General features: G+C 69.3%; 20 protein-coding genes. 8 read left to right on the top strand and 12 right to left on the bottom strand.

Translation table 11 applies throughout. The features are described from left to right. The first annotated feature begins 3 nt into the window (after window positions 1-3). Window positions 4-1,257: an aconitase X catalytic domain-containing protein gene (locus KF889_29235; protein ID MBX3503545.1), complete on the top strand. Its 1,254-nt coding sequence runs from the start codon at window positions 4-6 to the stop codon at window positions 1,255-1,257. A gap of 199 nt (window positions 1,258-1,456) precedes the next feature. Continuing rightward, the gene (locus KF889_29230) at window positions 1,457-1,864 is read left to right on the top strand and encodes a DUF126 domain-containing protein (protein MBX3503544.1); all 408 of its coding nucleotides are present in this window, start codon (window positions 1,457-1,459) and stop codon (window positions 1,862-1,864) included. On the opposite strand, the gene KF889_29225 is transcribed toward KF889_29230, so the two are convergent. The 4 genes from KF889_29225 to KF889_29210 form a co-directional block, all read right to left on the bottom strand. Beyond that, the gene (locus tag KF889_29225) at window positions 1,845-2,057 is read right to left on the bottom strand and encodes a dodecin domain-containing protein (GenBank protein ID MBX3503543.1); all 213 of its coding nucleotides are present in this window, start codon (window positions 2,055-2,057) and stop codon (window positions 1,845-1,847) included. The genes KF889_29230 and KF889_29225 overlap by 20 nt on opposite strands. A gap of 68 nt (window positions 2,058-2,125) precedes the next feature. Then, window positions 2,126-2,491, bottom strand: a complete 366-nt coding sequence (locus tag KF889_29220) for a hypothetical protein (GenBank protein ID MBX3503542.1) — start codon at window positions 2,489-2,491, stop codon at window positions 2,126-2,128. A gap of 42 nt (window positions 2,492-2,533) precedes the next feature. Next, window positions 2,534-3,283 carry a class II aldolase/adducin family protein gene (locus KF889_29215; GenBank protein MBX3503541.1) on the bottom strand — a complete coding sequence of 250 codons (750 nt, stop codon included), beginning with the start codon at window positions 3,281-3,283 and terminating at the stop codon, window positions 2,534-2,536. 93 nt (window positions 3,284-3,376) lie between these two features. Further along, window positions 3,377-4,018 (bottom strand): hypothetical protein, encoded by a 642-nt coding sequence (locus tag KF889_29210; GenBank protein ID MBX3503540.1) that lies wholly within the window; start codon window positions 4,016-4,018, stop codon window positions 3,377-3,379. Between the two features lie 53 nt (window positions 4,019-4,071). Here KF889_29210 and KF889_29205 point away from each other — a divergent pair, with 53 nt between their 5' ends. Both KF889_29205 and KF889_29200 read left to right on the top strand, forming a co-directional pair. Then, window positions 4,072-5,442, top strand: coding sequence for an amidase (locus KF889_29205; protein ID MBX3503539.1), 1,371 nt, complete (start codon window positions 4,072-4,074; stop codon window positions 5,440-5,442). 212 nt (window positions 5,443-5,654) lie between these two features. Next, a complete protein-coding gene (locus KF889_29200) occupies window positions 5,655-6,386 on the top strand; it encodes a class I SAM-dependent methyltransferase (GenBank protein MBX3503538.1) in 732 nt (243 codons plus the stop codon). Here the strand turns inward: KF889_29200 and KF889_29195 are convergent. The 5 genes from KF889_29195 to dctP form a co-directional block, all read right to left on the bottom strand. Next, entirely contained in the window at window positions 6,358-6,978 is a 621-nt protein-coding gene (locus tag KF889_29195; GenBank protein ID MBX3503537.1) for a glutathione S-transferase family protein, read from the bottom strand. The two genes, KF889_29200 and KF889_29195, sit on opposite strands and share 29 nt — an antisense overlap. Window position 6,979: 1 nt before the next feature. Further along, window positions 6,980-8,164 (bottom strand): MFS transporter, encoded by a 1,185-nt coding sequence (locus KF889_29190; protein MBX3503536.1) that lies wholly within the window; start codon window positions 8,162-8,164, stop codon window positions 6,980-6,982. A gap of 151 nt (window positions 8,165-8,315) precedes the next feature. Further along, complete coding sequence (locus KF889_29185) at window positions 8,316-9,599, bottom strand: TRAP transporter large permease (protein ID MBX3503535.1); 1,284 nt, start codon at window positions 9,597-9,599, stop codon at window positions 8,316-8,318. A 3-nt stretch (window positions 9,600-9,602) separates the two neighbouring features. Further along, window positions 9,603-10,109, bottom strand: coding sequence for a TRAP transporter small permease (locus tag KF889_29180; protein ID MBX3503534.1), 507 nt, complete (start codon window positions 10,107-10,109; stop codon window positions 9,603-9,605). Between the two features lie 76 nt (window positions 10,110-10,185). After that, window positions 10,186-11,217, bottom strand: a complete 1,032-nt coding sequence (gene dctP, locus KF889_29175) for a TRAP transporter substrate-binding protein DctP (GenBank protein ID MBX3503533.1) — start codon at window positions 11,215-11,217, stop codon at window positions 10,186-10,188. Between the two features lie 128 nt (window positions 11,218-11,345). On the opposite strand from dctP, the gene KF889_29170 reads away from it, so the two are divergent. From KF889_29170 to KF889_29155, 4 genes are all read left to right on the top strand, one after another. After that, window positions 11,346-12,227 (top strand): TauD/TfdA family dioxygenase, encoded by an 882-nt coding sequence (locus KF889_29170; GenBank protein ID MBX3503532.1) that lies wholly within the window; start codon window positions 11,346-11,348, stop codon window positions 12,225-12,227. After that, a complete protein-coding gene (locus tag KF889_29165; protein MBX3503531.1) occupies window positions 12,224-12,856 on the top strand; it encodes a LysE family translocator in 633 nt (210 codons plus the stop codon). Before KF889_29170 ends, KF889_29165 begins: the two co-directional genes overlap by 4 nt. A 99-nt stretch (window positions 12,857-12,955) precedes the next feature. Beyond that, on the top strand, window positions 12,956-14,302 hold the full coding sequence (hemN, locus tag KF889_29160) for an oxygen-independent coproporphyrinogen III oxidase (protein ID MBX3503530.1): 1,347 nt from the start codon (window positions 12,956-12,958) through the stop codon (window positions 14,300-14,302). 2 nt (window positions 14,303-14,304) lie between these two features. Further along, window positions 14,305-14,898: a hemerythrin domain-containing protein gene (locus tag KF889_29155; protein MBX3503529.1), complete on the top strand. Its 594-nt coding sequence runs from the start codon at window positions 14,305-14,307 to the stop codon at window positions 14,896-14,898. 126 nt (window positions 14,899-15,024) lie between these two features. Here KF889_29155 and KF889_29150 read toward each other — a convergent pair whose 3' ends face one another. Genes KF889_29150 through KF889_29140 form a run of 3 tightly spaced genes read right to left on the bottom strand, consistent with a single transcriptional unit; the run spans window position 15,025 to window position 18,718 of the window. Further along, window positions 15,025-16,563 carry a hydantoinase/oxoprolinase family protein gene (locus tag KF889_29150; GenBank protein MBX3503528.1) on the bottom strand — a complete coding sequence of 513 codons (1,539 nt, stop codon included), beginning with the start codon at window positions 16,561-16,563 and terminating at the stop codon, window positions 15,025-15,027. Further along, on the bottom strand, window positions 16,560-17,642 hold the full coding sequence (locus KF889_29145; protein MBX3503527.1) for a DUF917 domain-containing protein: 1,083 nt from the start codon (window positions 17,640-17,642) through the stop codon (window positions 16,560-16,562). Before KF889_29145 ends, KF889_29150 begins: the two co-directional genes overlap by 4 nt. Next, complete coding sequence (locus tag KF889_29140) at window positions 17,639-18,718, bottom strand: DUF917 domain-containing protein (GenBank protein MBX3503526.1); 1,080 nt, start codon at window positions 18,716-18,718, stop codon at window positions 17,639-17,641. Before KF889_29140 ends, KF889_29145 begins: the two co-directional genes overlap by 4 nt. Window positions 18,719-18,720 lie beyond the last annotated feature (2 nt).

The following is an 18,720-nucleotide window of genomic DNA, read 5'->3' as shown; positions in this document are numbered from 1 at the left end:
GCCATGCAGCTTTCCATGGACGAACGCGCCGCGCTCGATGGTCGCGACGGGCCGGCCGCCGCGCTGGCGATGCGCGTGGTGTCGGAGGCCGCGCGCATGATGGGTGCCGGCGGTCTGGTAGCCATCGAATCCGCGCATATCGACGGCTGCCTCTATCACGGTGATTCCGGCACCCTGTTCGCGGAGAAGCTGGTCGAAGGCGGCGGCCGGACTGGCGTGCCCGCGACGCTCAATGTCGGCGCGCTCGACCTGCTGCATGCCGGCCGCGTGAAGCTCGACGCGCACAAGGCGGCCATGGCGCGGCGCATGATGGAGGCCTATGTCGCGCTCGGCTGCCAGCCGACCTGGACCTGCGCGCCCTACCAGGCCGGCCACCGGCCGCGCGCCGGCGCGCATGTCGCCTGGGGCGAAAGCAACGCCGTCGCCTTCTGCAATTCGGTGCTGGGCGCGCGCACCGAACGCTACGGCGACCTGCTTGACATCTGCGCCGCGATCGCCGCACGCGCGCCGGACTACGGCCTGCATCGCGACGCCAACCGCCGCGCCACCTTGCTGGTCGAGTGCGGCGGCCTCGATCCGCGCCTGCTGGCGGAGGACGCGCTTTACCCCGTGCTCGGCGCCTGGCTCGGCCGCATGGCCGGTGGCCGCATCGCCGCCTTCGCCGGCCTGCCGCGCGACACATCCGAAGATCGCCTGAAAGCGCTGGGCGCCGCCGCCGCGTCCAGCGGCGCCATCGGCCTGTTCCACGTCGTCGGCGTCACGCCGGAAGCACCCGACATCGCGGCTGCCTTCGGCGGCGTACCGCCGGCCGAGATGATCACGCTCAGCGGCGCGATGCTGCACGAGAGCTACGATCGGCTCTCGACGACATCAGGCGCGAGGCTGGACGCCATTGCCATCGGCAGCCCGCATCTCTCGCTCGACGAGATACGCCGCCTGCTGGCGCTGCTCAGGGGCCGGCCCAGCCGCCTGCCGTTCTACGCCTGCACGGGTCGCCACACGCTCGCCGCGCTGCAGCGCGAAGGTCTGTTCGGCGCGCTCACCGATGCCAACATCACGCTGGTCGCCGACACCTGCGTCGTCGTCGCGCCGATCCTGCCCGACATCGAAGGCGCCACGCTGCTCACCAATTCCGGCAAGTTCGCGCACTACACGCGGCCCAACACCGGCTACGACGTGGTGTTCGGCTCGCTGAGCGACGTGGCGGAATCCGCCGCCGCCGGCCGCCTCGTGCGTGATACGTCGTTGTGGCGATGACCCGCCGCTCGCTCATGCTCCCTCTCCCCGCGAGCGGGGAGAGGGTTGGGGTGAGGGGCTGCCGCAGGTGGCGCACCACGGCAGTGCCCAACCTGAAACCACTCCTCACCCCGACCCTCTCCCCGCTCGCGGGGAGAGGGAGGAAAGCACCATTTGCGTTCGCCCTCCCCCACAAGGGAAGCGGCGGAGAGACACCGTGATGCGCGCGCGCGTCATCCTGCCGGGCACTGCCTCGGGCCGCGCGCTGAAGGTCGCGGCGCTGAGCTTCTGGGGCGGCGTCGATCCCGATACCGGCGCGCTCACCGATCCGGCGATCGCCCATCACGGCGAACGCATCGCCGGCCGCGTGCTGCTCGTCGCCGAGCCGCGCGGGTCCTCGTCCTCGAGCGCGGTCATGCTCGAGTTGCTGCGCAACGGGCAGGCGCCATCGGCCATCGTGCTGGGCCGCGTCGACGCCATCCTCGGCCTGGGCATCGTCGTGGCGCGCGAGATGGGCTGGCCCGCGATCCCGCTCTACGAGCTGGCGCCGCGGGAGATGGCCGCGATCGATGACGGCGCCGAGATCGGCATCGACGCCGCGGGCGCGATCAGTCGCCTTCGAACTTGAACGACAGCTTCACCTTGGCCCGGTAAGCCGAGACCTTGCCTTTCTCGATCGCCATGTCGAGCTCGACGACCTCGGCGACGCGCAGGTCGCGCAGCGTCTTGCTGGCGCGCGTGACGGCGGCGTTGGCCGCCTTCTCCCAGGATTCGGTGCTGGTGCCGATGACCTCGATCACCTTGTAGACGCTGTCCGCCATGGTTGCCTCCTTCGCGAGCCAACGCGGTGCTCAACGCGACGCGCAGCGATGAAGAAGCGGGATCGCGCTCAGCAGCGGCGCACCCGCGCCGGCGTCATGCTGTCGCGGGGCCAGTCATACCGACGCCACGCGAAGCGATCCGGGCCAAGGATCATCGCCCACCAGATCACCGGGTCGCCGGTGGCCGTCAGGCGGGCTTCGCCCTGGATGAAGGTCAGCACGCGCCGCGCTTCGACGGCGAGGATCAGGTATGTGCTCCTGTACGCCTTGCCCTCGTACGTTCCATCGGACGCCATCGTTCGACGATCGGCGGCGACCCGCAGCTCCGTGCTTCCCTTGGCGCAATGGGCGCCCTCCGAGAACCACCTCCCGTTCAGCGTCGAGAGCGCGTCCAGGGTCTGGCCGGACGCCGCGGTGGCGGCCAGCCAGACCATCGTTGCGAATCCGCCGAGGAGCATCCGCATGCTCGCCATCCGTCAGTGCCGCCAGCCGGGATCGGTCTTGTCGAGCTTGCGGATCAGCGCGGCGAACTCGAGATCGCCGACGCCGTTGGCGCTCTCGCGCTCGGAGAACGAATCCATGTCGGCGCCCGACTTGGCGGCGAGGTTGTCGCCCATGACGTTGAGCGCGCCGGCGGCCGCGGCGTCGATCTGGATCTGGCAGGCGCGCTCCAGGCGATAGAGCCGCAGGAAGGCCTCAGGCACCGAGCGGCCGGTGACCAGCAGGCCGTGGTTGCGCAGCATCATCGCCTGGTTGTCGCCAAGGTTCTTGAGCAAGCGGCCGCGCTCGTCGAGATCGAGGCTGGGGCCCTCGTAGTCGTGCTGCGACAGCCTGCCGTGGAAGGCGGTCGAGACCATCGAGATCGGCAGCAGACCGTCCTTCAGCGCGCACACCGCCATGCCGGCGCGGGTGTGCGTGTGCATCACCACGCGGTGACGCGAGGCGTGCGCCATGTGGATCGCCGAATGGATGACGAAGCCGGCGTAGTTCACGGGATGCGGCGAGGGCTCGACGATGTTGCCGTCGAGGTCGATCTTCACCAGGTTCGAGGCGGTGACCTCGTCGTAGTTCAGGCCGAAGGGGTTGATCAGGAAGTGCGGCTGATCGCCCGGCACGCGCGCGGTGAGATGGCCGTAAATCAGCTCGGTCCAGCCGAAATGGTCGACCAGGCGATAGGCGGCGGCGAGCTGGCGGCGCAGCACCCATTCGCCCTGCTCGCGCGGCATGGCGTAGACGTCGGTTCCGGTGAGCGGCAATTCGGTGATCGGCATGTCCATCGGAGGACTCCCTCGGCGGCCTGATCCACGGCCAAGCCTACATCAGCCCCGGCCGAACTTCACCAGCCCCTCGCGGCCCGCCGGGCTGAGCCCATAGACACCGCGCTCGACGCGCTCGAACCAGCCATAGACGTCGTCGAGCAGGATCCTGCCGGCGTCGGGCACCGCGCCGCAGGCCTTCAGCGCCGCCACCTTCATCGGCCCGTCGCGCGCCAGCAATTCGGCGCAGCGCAGCGCCTGCTGGCGGTAGGCGGTCATGATCGGCACGCGCGTCGAGCCGCCCCTTGTGGGATCGCCGACGCGCCGCGCGTGCTCGCCCAGCAGCCGGCCGGCCTTGCGCGTGTTCTTGCGCGGCGCGTAAGGCAGCGGATCGAGCAGGATCTCGACGCGCGCGTCCACCACCACCATCAGCCCGAGCCCGAGCCGCCGGCAGAGCTTCCTGACCTCGCGCATGCGCCTGGGCCAGGCGCCGACGGCGATGTAGACCGAATCGGTCATGCCCAACCGCTCGACGCCCTGCAGCACCAGGCCCAGGCCGAAGACACGCTTGAGCTCGACGATCACTGGCGGTTCCTCGCCGCGCACGGCCACGACATCGCAGCCGCGCACCTCGCCCTTGACGTCGTAGCCCTGGCCTTCGAGCAGCGCCTTGACCGGCGCGTAGAGATCGGTTTCGAGGGGCATTGTTTTGGGGCCATGATAGCTCAACCGCACAGCCAAGCCCAAGGACAACGCCGATGGATCTGCTCGATCGCCCCGCTGCCGAAATCGCCGCCGCGGTCCGTTCCGGCAAAGCCAGAGCCCGCGACGTCGCCGAGACCGCCATCGCGCGCGTGCAGGCGAGGAACCCCGGCCTTACCGCCATCGTCGACTTCGATCCCGCCGAGGCGCGGCGCGACGCCGACCGCATCGATGCGCAGCGCAAGTCGGGCTTCGACGGGCCGCTGCTGGGCGTGCCCTACACGGTGAAGGACACGACCTGGGTGGCGGGGCGGCGCGTCACCAACGGCTCGCTGCTCTACAAGGACTTCGTCGCGCCGCGCGATGCGGTATCGGTCGAGCGGCTGAAGGCGGCGGGCGGTGTCTTCCTGGGCATGACCAACACGCCCGAGATGGCCGCCAAGGGCCACACCGAGAACAAGGTCTACGGCCCGACACGCCATCCGATGAATCCGGCGCTGACGCCCGGCGGCTCGTCGGGCGGCGCCGCGGCCGGGCTGGCCGCCGGCTTTTCTCCAATAGCGTTGGGAACCGACGGCGGCGGCTCGGGCCGGCGGCCGGCGTCGCATTGCGGCGTGGTCGGCCTGAAGACCTCGGCCGGCGCGATCCCCTCGCCCCACGGCTTCGGCGGCGCCTACGGCCCGCTCTACGGCGTGACGGCGCCGATGGGCCGCACGGTGGCCGACGCGGCGCTGATGTTCGAGGTGATGGCCGGCGCCGACCCGCGCGACCCGCATTCGGTGCCGACCTGGGACGTGCCGCCGCCGGCCAGGCCGCGTGTCGCCTACAGCCCGCGCCTGGGTCTCGATGTGGCCGTCGACGCCGACGTGCGCCATGCGGTCGATGCCGCCGTCGAGACGCTGCGCGCCGCCGGCTGGAGCATCGAGACCGCCGACATCAGCTGGCCACAAGGCACCGGCGAACTCGCCTTCGCCGCGGTCAATGCTGCCGCCAGCGCGCTGCTCTACGGCGAGCGGCACGCCGCCGAGCCCGATCTGTTCGGCGACAACATCGCAGGTCTGATCGAGCGCGGCCGCGGCGTGAAGGGCACCGACGTGGTCGCGGCCCTGCGCTTCGCCGACGCCGCCGCCCGCGCCGTGGCGGAGTTCTTCACGCGCTACGACTACCTGCTGACGCCGACCACGGCCTGCGTGTCGTGGCCGGTCGAGACGGTCTATCCCACCGTGATCGAGAACAAGCCCGCCGGCCCGCGCGGCCACGCCGTGTTCACCCCGCTGTTCAACCTCGCGCTGGTGCCGGGCATCACGATCCCCTGCGGCAGCGGCCGCGACGGCCTGCCGGTGGGCCTGCAGATCGTGGCGCCGCGCCTGCACGACCGGCCGCTGCTGAAGATGGCGGCGCGCGCGGAGCTGGCGCTGAAGGCTTGACCCTCTGTCGGCTCCCATGCCAGAGGATCGGCATGCTCCAGTTCAAGCGCATCGTCAGCAGACCCACCAGCATTCCCGCGCCGGGATGCCGGAAGGACGCGCGCTGAGCTGAACAGTCTGCGAGCCGACCTTGCGCCTCCCGACGGAAGCGGACGGGAGATTTCCATGGTGTGGCTTGCCCCGTCCGTCGGCCTTCATCGACGGAGAACTCGATGACCCAGAACATCTACGACCAGGAAGACTTCTTCGCCGGCTACAGCCGCCTGGCACGCTCGACAGATGGGCTCGAGGGCGCCGCCGAATGGCCCTCGATCCGCGCGCTCCTGCCGTCGATGAAGGGCCTGCGGGTGCTCGATCTGGGCTGTGGCTTCGGCTGGTTCGCGCGTTGGGCGCGCCAGCAGGGTGCCGCGACGGTCACCGCGATCGACGTCTCGGCGAACATGCTGGCGCGCGCCGCCGAGATGACAAACGATCCTGCCATCAGCTACGCGCGCGGTGATCTGGAGACGCTCGACGTGCCTGCGGCGTCGTTCGATCTCGCTTACAGCTCGCTCGCCTTCCACTACATCGCCAACCTCGGCCATACCTTCGCGGTCATCCGTCGCGCGCTTGTGCCGGATGCATCGTTCGTCTTCTCGGTCGAGCATCCGATCTACACCGCGCCCTCCGCACCGGGCTTCATCACGGATGCCGAGGGCCGCCGCGTCTGGCCACTCGATCGCTATCTTGACGAGGGCGATCGTCGAACCGACTGGCTCGCCAAGGGCGTGATCAAGCGCCATCGCACGGTCGGCGGCTATGTCGGCCTGCTCCTCGAAGCCGGATTTGCGCTGACACATCTCGAGGAATGGGCGCCGACGGTTGAGCAGATCGCTGCCCATCCGCAATGGGCGGACGAGCGCGAGCGGCCGCCGTTCATGCTGGTGGCGGCGCGGGCTCGGTAGAACGAAAGGCCGCCTGATCGAGAAGCCTGCGAGTCAGGGCACGCAGCTTGGGCATCCGCATGTCGGTGTCGATGCCCAATCCGCGCCCGAGCCGTTCGGCGACGAAGGCGGTGATGTCGGCCTGGGTGAGGCGGCCGAGCAGCAGGTGCGGCTCGTCGGCCCTCGCCATCGCCTCGACCGCCGTCAGCGCGTTCGTCATCTGCGCCATGCAGTCGTCGATCCAGGGCCGGTGCCACTTCTCCTGCGGCGTGTGGTTGCGGTGATAGGCGGCCTGCAGGCCCTTGTCGCAGGCTCCCATCATCACCGCCGCCACCCTGAGCACGGCGCGGCGGTCGGCGCCGGATCGCGGAGTCAGCGGCTGGTCGCCGCCATAGGTCTCGTCGAGGTGATCGACGATGGCGGTGCTGTCGATCAGCGCCTCGCCGCCGTCGAGCACCAGCGCCGGGATCCGGCCCAGTGGATTGGCGGCGCGGGCCTCTTCGCGATGGCCGAAGCCGTTGAGATCGCGTTGCTCGTAGGTGACGCCATAGGCGCGCAAGGTGATCGCGACACGGCGCGTGTAAGGCGAGCGATTGACGCCGATCAGCAGCATGTCAGGCCTCCCGTCGCAGCCGGCGTCCTTCGGCCAGCAACCATACGCCGCCGGCGCCAACCGCGACGACGATCAGCGCGAAGCCCGCAAGGTAGGAGCCGCTTGTGCCGACCACGGCGCTGAACAGGCCGGGGCCGAAGACGCCGCCGCTGAAGACGACGGCGGTGCTGGCGGCGGTAATGGCGCCCGCCTGCCCCGGCGGCGACCAGCGCGCGAACTCTCCCACCGACAGGCCGTTCCAGCTCGCCGCCGTCGTGCCGCAGATCACCGCCGCCGCGGCAATGGCCAGCAGCGGCCAGTCGGGCCGCGCCAGTGCCACCGCGGTGCAGCCGCATGCCGTCAGCACGCCCAGCACGCCGAGCAGGCTCAGCCGCTCGCGCAGGCGGTCGGCGAAGGTGCCGAGCGCCAGACGCAGCGCGGCGGCGCCGAACTGCGAGACCGAAAGGATCTGACCGGCCACCACCATCGAAAGACCACACGACTCGACGAGGTAGGTGACGAGCACGAAGGTGATGGTGTGCTGGGCCACGACATAGAGCAGCGAGGCCAGCACCAGGGCACGCAGGCGGCGGTCGGTAAAGAGGGTCCGCATCGGCTCGAGCAACGCCGGCCGCCCGATCGGCGGCGCGCCGCCTTCGAGCTCGGCCTCCAGCAGCTGCAGCGCGATGATGGCGACGACCAGCATGGCGGCGAGACTCAACGCGGCGCCCTGCCAGCCCAGCCAGTTCGCCAGCGGCGGCACGATGGCGCCCGAGATCGCGAAGCCGAAGGGCACGCCGGTCTGCTTCACGGTGAAGGCAGCGCTGTACCAGGCCGTCGGCACGCGATGGGCGATGATCGCGGCAGAGGCGGCGTTGAGCGGGCCGTTGGAGCCGCCGACCAGGCACACGCCGATGACCAGCGCCAGCGGAGTCGCGAGCGTCATGACCGCCAGCCCGAGCGCGCCGGACAGCAGCGCCGCCTGGCAGAGCCGTACAGCGCCGAAGCGTGCCAACGGAGCTGCGCTGAAGAAGGAAGAGGTCGCCGCCACGCCATAGATGATCGCGGTGAAGGCACCGATCACCCAGCTCGGCACGCCGACATCCGGTCCGACCCTGGGCATCATGGTCGCCAGCGCCAGCACCGCCGCCGAGCACAGCGTCTGCACGAGAAAGGTGGCGATCAGCGGAACCAGCGCGCGGCGCATGGCGAATTCTAGCGTGGCGAGGGTGAAGGTAGAATCACGCTGTCATCCCGAGCGCAGCGAGGGATCCAGGGAAGCTGCCAGAATTCCTCGCTGCGCTCGGGATGACGGGTGCATGCCACTTGCCGCGAGGCGTTCTACCGCTCTGCCGGGCTCAGCGGGCGCCGTAGACCAGGTTGGGCAGCCAGAGCGAAACTTCGGGGATGTAGGTGACGACCAGCAGCAGGACGACCATCAGGACGAGGAACGGATTGACGCCCTTGATGACCACGCCGATCGGAGTCTTCGACACCGAGGACAGAACGTAGAGGTTGAGGCCCACCGGCGCGGTGATCAGCGCCAGCTCCATGTTGATGGTGATGACGATGGCGAAATGCACCGGATCGATGCCCAGCGGCTTCAGCACAGGGTAGAGGATCGGTACCGCGATCAGGATGATCGAGGCGACCTCGAGGAACATGCCCAGCACGATGAGCATGAGATTGATGGCAAGCAGGAACTGCCAGGCACTGAAGCCGTTGTCGGTGATGAACCGGACAAGCGACGCCGGGATGCCCGACTCGGTGAGCCAGTGACCGAAAGCGAGCGCACAGGCGATGATGATGATGATCGTGCCGCCGCTCTTGATCGCATCGCCGATGACGTCGAGCGAGCGGCTGGCCGGAAAGCCCTTGTAGAAAAACAGCGCGACCAGCAGCGCGACGATGGCGGCGGAGGCCGCGGCCTCCGTCGTGGTGACGATGCCGCCGTAGATGCCGACGGCGATGATCACCGGCAGGCTGAGCGCCGGCAGAGCCCGCAGATTGACGCGCACGAATTCACGGCCGTCCCGCAGCGGCTCGCGCGCCAGCTCGCGCTTGCGGCCATACCACAGGACGAAGCCGACGAAGAGCGCGCCCTGCATCAGTCCCGGCACTACACCGGCGAGGAAGAGCCGCGGCACCGATTCGTCGACGATCACGGCGTAAAGGATCAGCGGCAGGCTGGGTGGAATCAGGATGCCCAGCGTGCCGGACGCCGCCGTGACGCCCAGCGCGAAGGTACTGGGATAGCCGCGCGCGATCATCGCCGGGATCAGGATGGTGCCCATGGCCAGCGCCGTGGCGACGCTGGAGCCGCAGATCGCGGCGAACATGGCGCAGGCGGCGACGCAGACCACGCCCAGCCCGCCGCGCACCCAGCCGACCCAGGCGGCGGCGACATCGACCAGCGCCTTGGCGATGCCGCCATGCTGCATGAAGGCGGCGGCCATCACGAAGAACGGCACCGCCAGCAAGGTCGTCGAGTTCATCTCGTCGAGCATCTTCTGGGCGATGCCGACCAGCGGCTGGCCGCTGACGGCGAACATCAGCCCGGCGCTGCCGCCGAGCACGAGGAAGATCGGCAGCCCCATGCCGAGCAGGACGAAGAACAGCAGAGCGAAGAACTTGATTGACATCGCTCAGCTTTCCCGCCCCGAGTGGACTTCCATGCGCGCCGGATCGTAGCGGAAGGCGAAGTCGTAGAGCCGGATGAGGTAGCGCAGGGTCATCAGCCCGGCGCAGGCCGGCAGGCAGGCGTAGTAGAGCCACAGCGGAAAGCCGAGCGATGTGTTGCTGCGCTCGCCGAGGTCGAAGGAGTCCCACGACAGGTAGGCACCGAACCACGTCAGCCCGGCGCAGAAAGCGACGGCGATGACGCAGTTGGCGAGCTCGATCCAGCGCTGGCGCGCCGCCGGCAACATCCGCAGGAACAGGTCGGCGCGCACATGTCCGTCCTCGCGCACCAGCAGGCTGGCGCTCAGCATCGTCGCCCAGATGACGATGTAGACCGTGAGCTCTTCTCCCCATGCCGTGTCGATGCCGGGGACGAGATAGCGGCCCGCGATCTGCACGAGGTAGATGGCCAGGCCGACGCCGCCCAACGCGCCGATCAACCACCGCTCGGCGCGGTCCCACCTCTTCAGCATGCCGGCGACTCCCCCCGTTACTGGTCGGCGCGAGGGGTCGCGCCGACCGTCGGCTACGGCTTGTCCGGAATGGACGTCAGGCCTTGCCGCCGATGCCGAGCGCGGCGCCGGCCTTGGCGACCAGTGCCGCCTCCAGGCCCAGCTCCTTGGTCACATCGTCCAGCGTCGCCATCAGCCGCTTGCGCGCGGCCTCGATGTCGGCCTTCGACGGCTCAACGACCTTGATGCCCTTCTCCTTGACGACGTCGAGGGCATGCGCCTGCGACTTGGCCATCTCGTCGCGGAAACCGCCGATCATGTCGGCCCAGGTCGTGGTGATCTGCTTCTGCAGGTCGGCGGAAAGCTTGCCCCAGAACGCCGCCGAGATCATCGGGATGTACTGCGCGAAGAAATGGTTGTCCTGCACGTTGAAGCGGATGCCGGATTCCCACAGCTTGGCCGAGACGCAGCTCTCGGTGGTGGTCAGCAGCGCGTCGAACGTGCCCTGGCTGAGCGCCAGCGGCACGTCGGGCCAGGCGGTGAAGTTGGGGATGCCGCCGAAGAACTTCACGCGCACGAACTGGCCCTTGCCGCCCGAGGTGCGAACCTTGAGCCCCTTCATGTCGTCCGACGAGTTCAGCGGCGTCTTGGTCGAGAAGGTATGCGCCGAGCCGAGGTCGAGCCACTTGCCCGGGACGTGCACGCCGATCTTCTTCTCCAGCCGGCCGTTGAGATCCTTGCCGATGTCGCCGTCGGACACCTTGTAGATCTCCTCCCGCACGCGGCCGTAGAAGGCCGGCGTCTGGAAGACGTCGACATTGGGCTCCAGCCCGGTGAGGTTCCACGGACCCGGCACGCCCATCTCGGTGCCTCCCTGGCGCAGCGCCTTGGCGACGTCGCGATCGCGGAAGAGCTGCGCGGAGTGGAACACCTCGGCATGCAGCTTGCCGCCCGCGCGCTTGTTGAGCTCGGCGGCGAAGCGCGTCATCTGCACGGTGCGGGTGTGGGTGGCCGACGTGTCGAGCGAGATGCGCATCTTCAGCGCGTCCTGCGCCATCGCACCGCCACGCAGAACGGCCGGCGCGACGCCGGCGGCCACAGCGCCGACGATCAGATTCCTTCTCTTCATCGCTTCCTCCCAACGCTCCAGCACTGAATGTCCGGAAATTCCGCGGCGATGCTATCTCCCCGCCAGGGCATGCGCCACCGCCAATGCGGCGCTATACTGGGCGGCAACAAGGCCAATCGGAGGAACCCATGCAGCTTGTCCCACTGGGGCCTGATTTCGGCGTCGAGGTGCGCGGCATCAGCATCCAGGATGTGGCGCGCGACGAGGACGTCTATCGCCAGGTGCGCACCGCGTTCGAGGACCACTCGGTGCTGCTGTTCCGCGGCCAGGAGCTCACCGACGAGGACCAGCTCGCCTTCTCGGCGAAGTTCGGCCCGCCGGAGCCAACCAAGGTCAACGCGATCGGCTCGGGCACGCTCTATGTCCATCTGCGCAACATCGATCCCGAGACCGGCAGGATCGTGCCGACCAGCCACCGCCTGTGGCTGACCAACAAGGCCAACCAGTTCTGGCATACCGATTCCTCGTTCAAGGCGGTGCCGGCGCTGACCTCGATCCTGTCGGGCCGCATCATCCCGCCGACCGGCGGCGAGACCGAGTTCGTCAGCACGCGCCGCGCCTTCGAGCGCCTGCCCGAGAGCCGCCGCGCCCAGCTGCGCCAGATGGTGGCGCTGCACAGCTTCGCCACCTCGCGCGACAGGATCTCTCCCACGCTGATGAACGACGAGGAGCGCCGTTCGCTGCCGCCGCAGCGCTGGCGCCTGGTGTGGCGCAATCCGGCGAACGACACCGAGTCGCTTTACATCGCCTCGCACATTTACGCTATCGAGGGCAGGGAGTCCGAGGGCCGCGCGCTGATCGACGAGCTCGAGGAGCTGGCGACGGCACCGGGCAACACCTGGGAGCACACGTGGCGCGCCGGCGACGTCATCATGTGGGACAACCGCGCCACCATGCATCGCGGCCGGCCGTGGCCCGAAGACGTCGGCCGCTACATGGTTCGCACGACGATCTCGGCCACCGCCGCCGACGGGCTGGAGCTTGTGCGGCCGCTGGCGCTGGCGGCGTGACCTCGTTTCTCGCCTTCCTCGGCGTGTCGGCGCTGGTGATCTGCACGCCGGGGCCGGACACGGCGCTCACCATCCGCAACACTTTGCTGGGCGGACGCGGGGCCGGCCTGTTTACGGCGCTGGGCATCTCGATGGGCCAGACCATCTGGGCGCTGGCGACAAGCGTCGGGCTGGTGGCGCTGCTGATTGCATCGGAGCCGGTCTTCCTGGCGCTGAAATACGCCGGCGCCGCCTATCTCATCTGGCTCGGCCTGCACGCGCTGTGGGGCGCGATCGTCGCGCGCGCAGGCACCGTCGCCGACGCGCGACCGATCGCGGGACAGAGGCTGCGGCCTGCGGCGGCAGTGCGCCAGGGACTGATCAGCAATCTCGCCAACCCCAAGATGGCGATGTTCTTCAGCAGCCTGCTGCCGCAGTTCGTGCCTGCCAGCGAAGCCAGCCTCGGCGTGCTGTTCACGCTCGGGCTGGCGTTCAGCGCAATGACCTTCGCCTGGCTGGCGCTCTACGCCGCCGTCGTGGCTCGCGCCGGTGACGTGCTGCGCCGCGCGCGCGTCCGGCGAATCGTCGAAGGCGCGATGGGTGCCGTCCTTGTGGCACTGGGAGCACGATTGGCCAGCGAAAGCCGATGACCCTTGCCGCCGCTTGACCTGCATCAAGGCGCGAATCGACGCCTTGTCTAGTGTGCTTCCGATACGCCCGCGCCACGCCGTCGGGCGCGGGAGCGGGCCATGGACGAAGCGACGCTGCTGGGCCTCGAGCGCAGCGTACCGCGCTACACGAGCTACCCCACCGCCGCGCAGTTCGGTGCCGGCGTCGACGCCGCAAGTCACCGCGCCTGGCTGAATGCCCTGCCCGACGGCGACGTCGCGCTCTATGCCCACGTCCCCTATTGCCGCGCGCTCTGCTGGTACTGCGCCTGCCACACCGCGGTGACGCGCGGTCCCGAGCAGATGGACGCCTATGGCGTTCTGCTGGCGGACGAGCTGAAGCTGGTCGCGCGCGACGTGGGCGCGGGCCGACGGCTGGCCGCCCTGCAGCTGGGCGGCGGCACCCCGACGGAGCTCGGCAGCGACGGGCTCGAACGCCTGGCCGACCGGATCGCCGCGCATTTCGCGATCGACCGGACCACCGAGATCTCGATCGAGACCGATCCCCGCTACCTGACGCCGGCGCGGGCGGCGGTGCTGGGCGCCATCGGCGTCAATCGCGCCAGCCTGGGGGTGCAGGACTTCTCGCCGGCGGTGCAGCGCGCGATCAATCGCTGGCAGCCGGTGGAGACGACGGCGCGCGCGATGGACGCGCTGCGCCGGGCCGGCATCGAGCGCATCAACATCGACCTCGTCTACGGCCTGCCGCTGCAGACGCCCGACATGCTGGCCGCGACGCTGGCGCAGACCGTCGCGCTGGGGCCATCGCGCATCGCCGTGTTCGGCTACGCGCACGTGCCCTGGATGGCCCGCCGCCAGCGCGCGATCGACGACGCCATGCTGCCCGACATGGCGACGCGCCAGACCATGGCCCGCCTGACCGCGCGCGAGCTTGTCGCAGCGGGCTACGTGGCCATCGGCATCGATCACTACGCGCGACCCGACGATCCGCTGGCGCTGGCCGCCTGCGAGGGCCGGCTGCGCCGCAACTTCCAGGGCTACACCGACGTCCCTGCGGTGCCGCAGATCGGGCTGGGCGCCAGCGCCATCAGCCAGCTGCCCCAGGGGTTCAGCCAGAACGCCGTCGGCGTGAAGCAGTATGCCGAATGCCTGCATCGCGGCACCTACGCCACGGCGCGCGGCCGCGCGATCAGCGACGACGACCGGCTGGCGGCCGACGTGATCGAACGCCTGATGTGCGATTTCGCGGTCGACCTCGACGCCGTCGCGCGTCGGCATCGCGTGCCGGCCGCCGTCTTCAACGACGATCTCGAGCGACTGCGGCCATATGTCGAGCAGCGCGTCGTCGCCATCGATGGCGCTCGCGTGCGCATCACTGCCGAGGGGCGCATCGCGACCCGGCTGATCTGCGCCGCTTTCGATCACTACCTGCCGACGTCCGGGGCGCGCCACTCGAAAGCGGTGTGAGCATGCATCGGGCGCTCCATGTCATCCGCGACGAGCACCGCTCGTTGTCCGCTGTCCTGCACGCCCTGCGGCATGTGTCGCAGGAGTACGCCAGCACCGGCGCGCGGCCCGACTTCAGGCTGTTGTGGGCGATGATCGACTATATCGACCGGTTTCCCGAGCGCCTGCATCACCCCAAGGAGGACGAGCAGCTCTTTCGCCTCCTGCGGCTGCGCGCCCCGCAGGCCAGGGCCACCCTCGACGCGCTCGGCGCCGAGCATGTCGAAGGCATCGCAAGGATCGCCCGCCTGCGCGAGATCCTGGAGCACCTCGAAGCCGGCCGCGTGAACCCCAGGGACTTCGCCGACCTGGCCCGGGACTACGCGGATTTCCATTGGCGCCACATGCGTCTCGAGGAAGACGCGCTCCTGCCGCTGGCCGAACGCGTGCTGACCGGCCCGGACTGGATCGAGATCAACGCCGCCTTCGACGCCAACGACGACCCGCTGGTTGGACTCGACACGAAGACGTCCCTCGAGGCCCTCTACTCGCGCATCGTCGTATTGACACCCGGCCCCTATGGGCTGGCCGAGCCGACGACGCGATCGGGCCCCTGACCAAAGCATCGAGCGGTGGATCAGTCGTGCCTGTCATCCCGAGCGCAGCGACGGATCCGGGGAAGCTGCCTGGATCCCTCGCTGCGCTCGGGATGACAGGGTAACACCGTTCTCGGGCTCGTCGCTCTATGCGGCAGCGACGTCGCCGACCACCCGCACGCGCACGCGCAGCGCGTTGCCCGGCAGATAGGCCAGCGGCATGTCCTCGGTCTCGATGGTCGAGAGCGTATTGCGGTCGGCGCCGGCGGAGACCGCGCGATCGGCCGCCAGCTCGTTGGCGCGCGCGATGGCGTCGACGCGCGCCATGTCGCGGAAGATCTGGTCGCATTCGCCCGATACCTGGGCAATCGCCGCGCCGACGGCATTGGCGCAGTCGCCGTGCTTCACCCGCACCACCTCGGACACGCCCTCGAGCTTGTCGGGCACCAGGAAGGCGCCGCCGCCGACGGCGATCAGCTTCACGTCGCCGGCCTCGGTCTTCATGCGATCGACCGTCTCCTCGACCATGCGCTGCGCCTCGCCGAAGACGCGCGTACAGGTCGCGGCGTCGAGATGGGCGACCTTGGCCTTGTCGCCCAGCGACAGCCGGCCGGCGGCGATGGCCACGTCGGTCGTCGTGAGTTGCCTGCCGCCGAAGGCGATACCCTCGCGCAGCAGCCTGTAGCCGACGGAAAGCGGGCCGACCTTCAGCGGATCGAGCGACACGTGACTGCCGCCGCCCAGGCCGATCGACATCAGGTCGGGCATGCGGAACAGCGTGCGCACGCCGCCGACCTTGACGACCGAGTTGGCCTCGCGCGGAAAGCCGTGGCGCAGCTGGCCGACATCGGTGGTGGTGCCGCCGACGTCGATCACCATCGCGTCCTGCAGGCCCGAGAGGTAGGCGCCGCCGCGCATCGAGTTGGTGGCGCCGGAGGCGAAGCTGTAGACCGGCAGGCGCCGCGCCTGGGCGGCCTCGACCACGGTACCGTCGTTCTGCGTGATGTAGAGCGGCGCCTCGATGCCGCTGTCGCGGATCGACTTCTCGAAGGCGGCGATGGTGTCACGCGCCAGGTCGGCCAGGCCGGCATTGAGCAGCCCGGCGTTCTCGCGCTCCAGCAGGCCGATGCGGCCGAGATCGGACGAGCAGGTGATCGAGGCGCCGGGCAGCTCGGTCGCGACGATCTCTGCCGCGCGCTTCTCGTGCGAGGGATCGAGCGGCGAGAAGATCGCCGAGATCGCCACCGACTTCAGGCCCCTGGCCTTCATCTCGCGCGCCGCCGCGGCGATCGCCGCCTCGTCGAGCGGCATGAACGGCCGCCCGTCGAACTCGTGGCCGCCTTCGACCATCCACACGCCGCCGCGCACGATCTCGGCGAGATCCTCCGGCCAGTCGCAGAACGGTGGCAGCGAGGCCGAGGCCGGCATGCCCAGGCGCAGCGCACCGACCTTGGTCAGGTGACGCCGCTGCACCACGGCGTTGATGAAATGCGTGGTGCCGATCATCACGCCGTCGATGCGCTTGCCTTTCAGCACGCCCGTAGCGGCCAGCGCCTTGAGCGCATCGAGGATGCCCGTCGTGACGTCCTCGCTGGTGGGGGCCTTCACGGCGCCCGATACCTTGCCGTCCTCGATCAGCACCGCATCCGTGTTGGTGCCGCCGACATCGATTCCGATGCGTCTCATGACGAAAACACGCTCCTGAATTCGAGGTCGTAGCCGAAGGCGCGCGGGCCGACGTGCTGCAGGCCTCTTTCCGAAAGGAAGACTTCGGGCGGCGGCAGCGCGATCACCGTGACGCGCTGGCCGTAGCGGATCGTCTCGCTGCCCACCGCCTCGCCCGACACCGAGTCGAGCACGCAGATCAGGTCGGGAGTCATGGCGACCGGCTGCCCGTCGCGCCAGGCCACGATCCACTCGTTCTGGAAGTTGATGGTCATCGCCGAGCCGCGCCATTCGTCGAGCCCGTCGAAGCGCACCACGCCGCGCAGGAAGCCCTCGGTGGCACGCCGCGCGACGTCTATCACCTTGCCCGTGTACAGCAGCTTGCCGGGCTCGACCTTCAGGATCGCTTCGATCGGATCGTCGTGCCTGCGCTGCGCCTCGCGCACCGCCGCGCCGATGGCGATCGCCTTGGTCGTGGTGCCGTGGATGCCCCACTTCTTCACCTCCGCGCCGGTGCGCGGCGGCTGGCAGGTCGCGGCAACGGAACCGTACTCGACGCAGATCTTGCGGCCCACGCGCTCGGTCCATTTCCAGCTCGGCACCCTGTGCACGATGCTCTCGAAGCCGCGCACGTCGACGGCGGTCATCGGATAGGGCGCCAGTCCGCCGACCGCGACCGAGGTCATCTGCGCCTCGGGATAGGCGCGGCCCATGGTATCGCTGTCGATGACCGGCAGCTTGTGGTGCGCCGCCGCCATGAACGGCCGCACGCCGTTGGCGCCGCCGATCTCCATGCTCATCAGCGCGCGGAAGCGCTTGCCGATGTGCTTCTCCATCGCCGTCACGGCGCGCGCCAGGGTCAGGCTGTCGGTCAGCCGCTCCTGCCCGACCAGCGGTGCGCCCATGTTGGCGACAGTGCCGACCCAGTCGTCGTCGGCGAGATCGTCGGACGACATCAGCTGGCAGCGATAGCCCTCGCGGTACAGCGCACGCATGTTGAGCAGCGGCAGGTAGGGATTGCCGCCGCCGCCGGTGCCCAGCACCCAGGCTCCGACCGCCAGCGATTCGATATCGTCGAGCGAAATGTCGCGCAGGCTCACGCGAAGACGCTCCGGAACTCGATGTCGTAGCCGAAGGCGCGCGGGCCGACATGCTGCAGGCCCTTGGGCGACAGGAACACCTCCGGTGGCGGCAGCGCGATCACGGTGACGCGCTGGCCGTAGCGGATGGTCTCGGTGCCGACCGCCTCGCCGGTGACACTGTCGAGCACGCAGATCAGGTCGGGTGACATGGCGACCGGCCGCTTGTCGTGCCAGGCCACGATCCATTCGTTCTGGAAAGCGATCTCCATCGCGCTGCCGCGATATTCGTCCATGCCCTCGAACTGCGTGCGGCCGCGCAGGAAGCCCTCGGTGGTGCGCCGCTCGACGTCCTTGACCTTGCCGCGATAGAGCACCTTGCCCGGCTCGACCGAGAGGATCGCCTCGATCGGATCCTCGTGGCGGCGCTGTGCCTCGCGTACCGCGGTGCCGATCTTGATCGCCTTGGTCGTGGTGTACTTGATGCCCCACTTCTTTACTTCCGCGCCGGTGCGCGGCGCCTTGCAGGTCGAGGCGATCGAGCCGTACTCGACGCAGATCTTGCGGCTGACCCGCTCCATCCATTTCCAGGTCGGCACCTTGTCGACGATCGACTCCAGGCCGCGCACGTCGACGGTCGACAGCGGACAGGGCACGAGATCGCCGACCGCGACAGAGGTCATCTGCGCCTCGGGATAGGCGCGGCCCATCATGTCGGCATCGACCACCGGACGGCCCAGATGCGCCGCCGCCATCAGCGGCTGGATCGAGTTGCCGCCGCCGATCTCCAGCGACATGATCGCGCGAAAGCGCCTGCCGGTATGCTCCTCCATCAGCGCCACGGCACGCGCGATGGTGCGGCTGTCGGTCAGGCGCTCCTGGCCGACCAGCGGCGCGCCCATGTTCGACACCGCCGCGACCATGTCGTCGTCCTGCAGATCGTCCGGGCTCATCAGCCGCACGCGCAAATTCTCTTCGCGATAGAGGCGGCGCATGTTGAGCAGGCCAAGATACGGGCTGCCGCCGCCGCCGGTGCCCAGCACCCAGGCACCGACGGCGAGTGATTCGATATCGTCGAGCGTGATCTCGCGGTCCATCT

It is taken from the genome of Alphaproteobacteria bacterium (assembly GCA_019635875.1).
Taxonomy (GTDB): Bacteria; Pseudomonadota; Alphaproteobacteria; order Reyranellales; family Reyranellaceae; genus JAFAZJ01.
The sequence above is the reverse complement of the archived record's forward strand: the minus strand, read 5'-3'. Positions and strand labels throughout refer to the sequence as shown.

Bases quoted from the DNA above. Each gene is read 5' to 3' on its own strand.
- KF889_29170 (MBX3503532.1), top strand. From the start codon at position 11,346: ATGCAGCTTGTCCCACTGGGGCCTGATTTCGGCGTCGAGGTGCGCGGC.
- KF889_29180 (MBX3503534.1), bottom strand. From the start codon at position 10,109: ATGCTGAAGAGGTGGGACCGCGCCGAGCGGTGGTTGATCGGCGCGTTG.
- KF889_29205 (MBX3503539.1), top strand. From the start codon at position 4,072: ATGGATCTGCTCGATCGCCCCGCTGCCGAAATCGCCGCCGCGGTCCGT.
- KF889_29230 (MBX3503544.1), top strand. From the start codon at position 1,457: ATGCGCGCGCGCGTCATCCTGCCGGGCACTGCCTCGGGCCGCGCGCTG.
- KF889_29215 (MBX3503541.1), bottom strand. From the start codon at position 3,283: ATGCCGCGCGAGCAGGGCGAATGGGTGCTGCGCCGCCAGCTCGCCGCC.
- dctP (MBX3503533.1), bottom strand. From the start codon at position 11,217: ATGAAGAGAAGGAATCTGATCGTCGGCGCTGTGGCCGCCGGCGTCGCG.
- KF889_29225 (MBX3503543.1), bottom strand. From the start codon at position 2,057: ATGGCGGACAGCGTCTACAAGGTGATCGAGGTCATCGGCACCAGCACC.
- KF889_29235 (MBX3503545.1), top strand. From the start codon at position 4: ATGCAGCTTTCCATGGACGAACGCGCCGCGCTCGATGGTCGCGACGGG.
- KF889_29195 (MBX3503537.1), bottom strand. From the start codon at position 6,978: ATGCTGCTGATCGGCGTCAATCGCTCGCCTTACACGCGCCGTGTCGCG.
- KF889_29185 (MBX3503535.1), bottom strand. From the start codon at position 9,599: ATGTCAATCAAGTTCTTCGCTCTGCTGTTCTTCGTCCTGCTCGGCATG.
- hemN (MBX3503530.1), top strand. From the start codon at position 12,956: ATGGACGAAGCGACGCTGCTGGGCCTCGAGCGCAGCGTACCGCGCTAC.
- KF889_29220 (MBX3503542.1), bottom strand. From the start codon at position 2,491: ATGGTCTGGCTGGCCGCCACCGCGGCGTCCGGCCAGACCCTGGACGCG.
- KF889_29150 (MBX3503528.1), bottom strand. From the start codon at position 16,563: ATGAGACGCATCGGAATCGATGTCGGCGGCACCAACACGGATGCGGTG.
- KF889_29155 (MBX3503529.1), top strand. From the start codon at position 14,305: ATGCATCGGGCGCTCCATGTCATCCGCGACGAGCACCGCTCGTTGTCC.
- KF889_29210 (MBX3503540.1), bottom strand. From the start codon at position 4,018: ATGCCCCTCGAAACCGATCTCTACGCGCCGGTCAAGGCGCTGCTCGAA.
- KF889_29200 (MBX3503538.1), top strand. From the start codon at position 5,655: ATGACCCAGAACATCTACGACCAGGAAGACTTCTTCGCCGGCTACAGC.
- KF889_29140 (MBX3503526.1), bottom strand. From the start codon at position 18,718: ATGGACCGCGAGATCACGCTCGACGATATCGAATCACTCGCCGTCGGT.
- KF889_29190 (MBX3503536.1), bottom strand. From the start codon at position 8,164: ATGCGCCGCGCGCTGGTTCCGCTGATCGCCACCTTTCTCGTGCAGACG.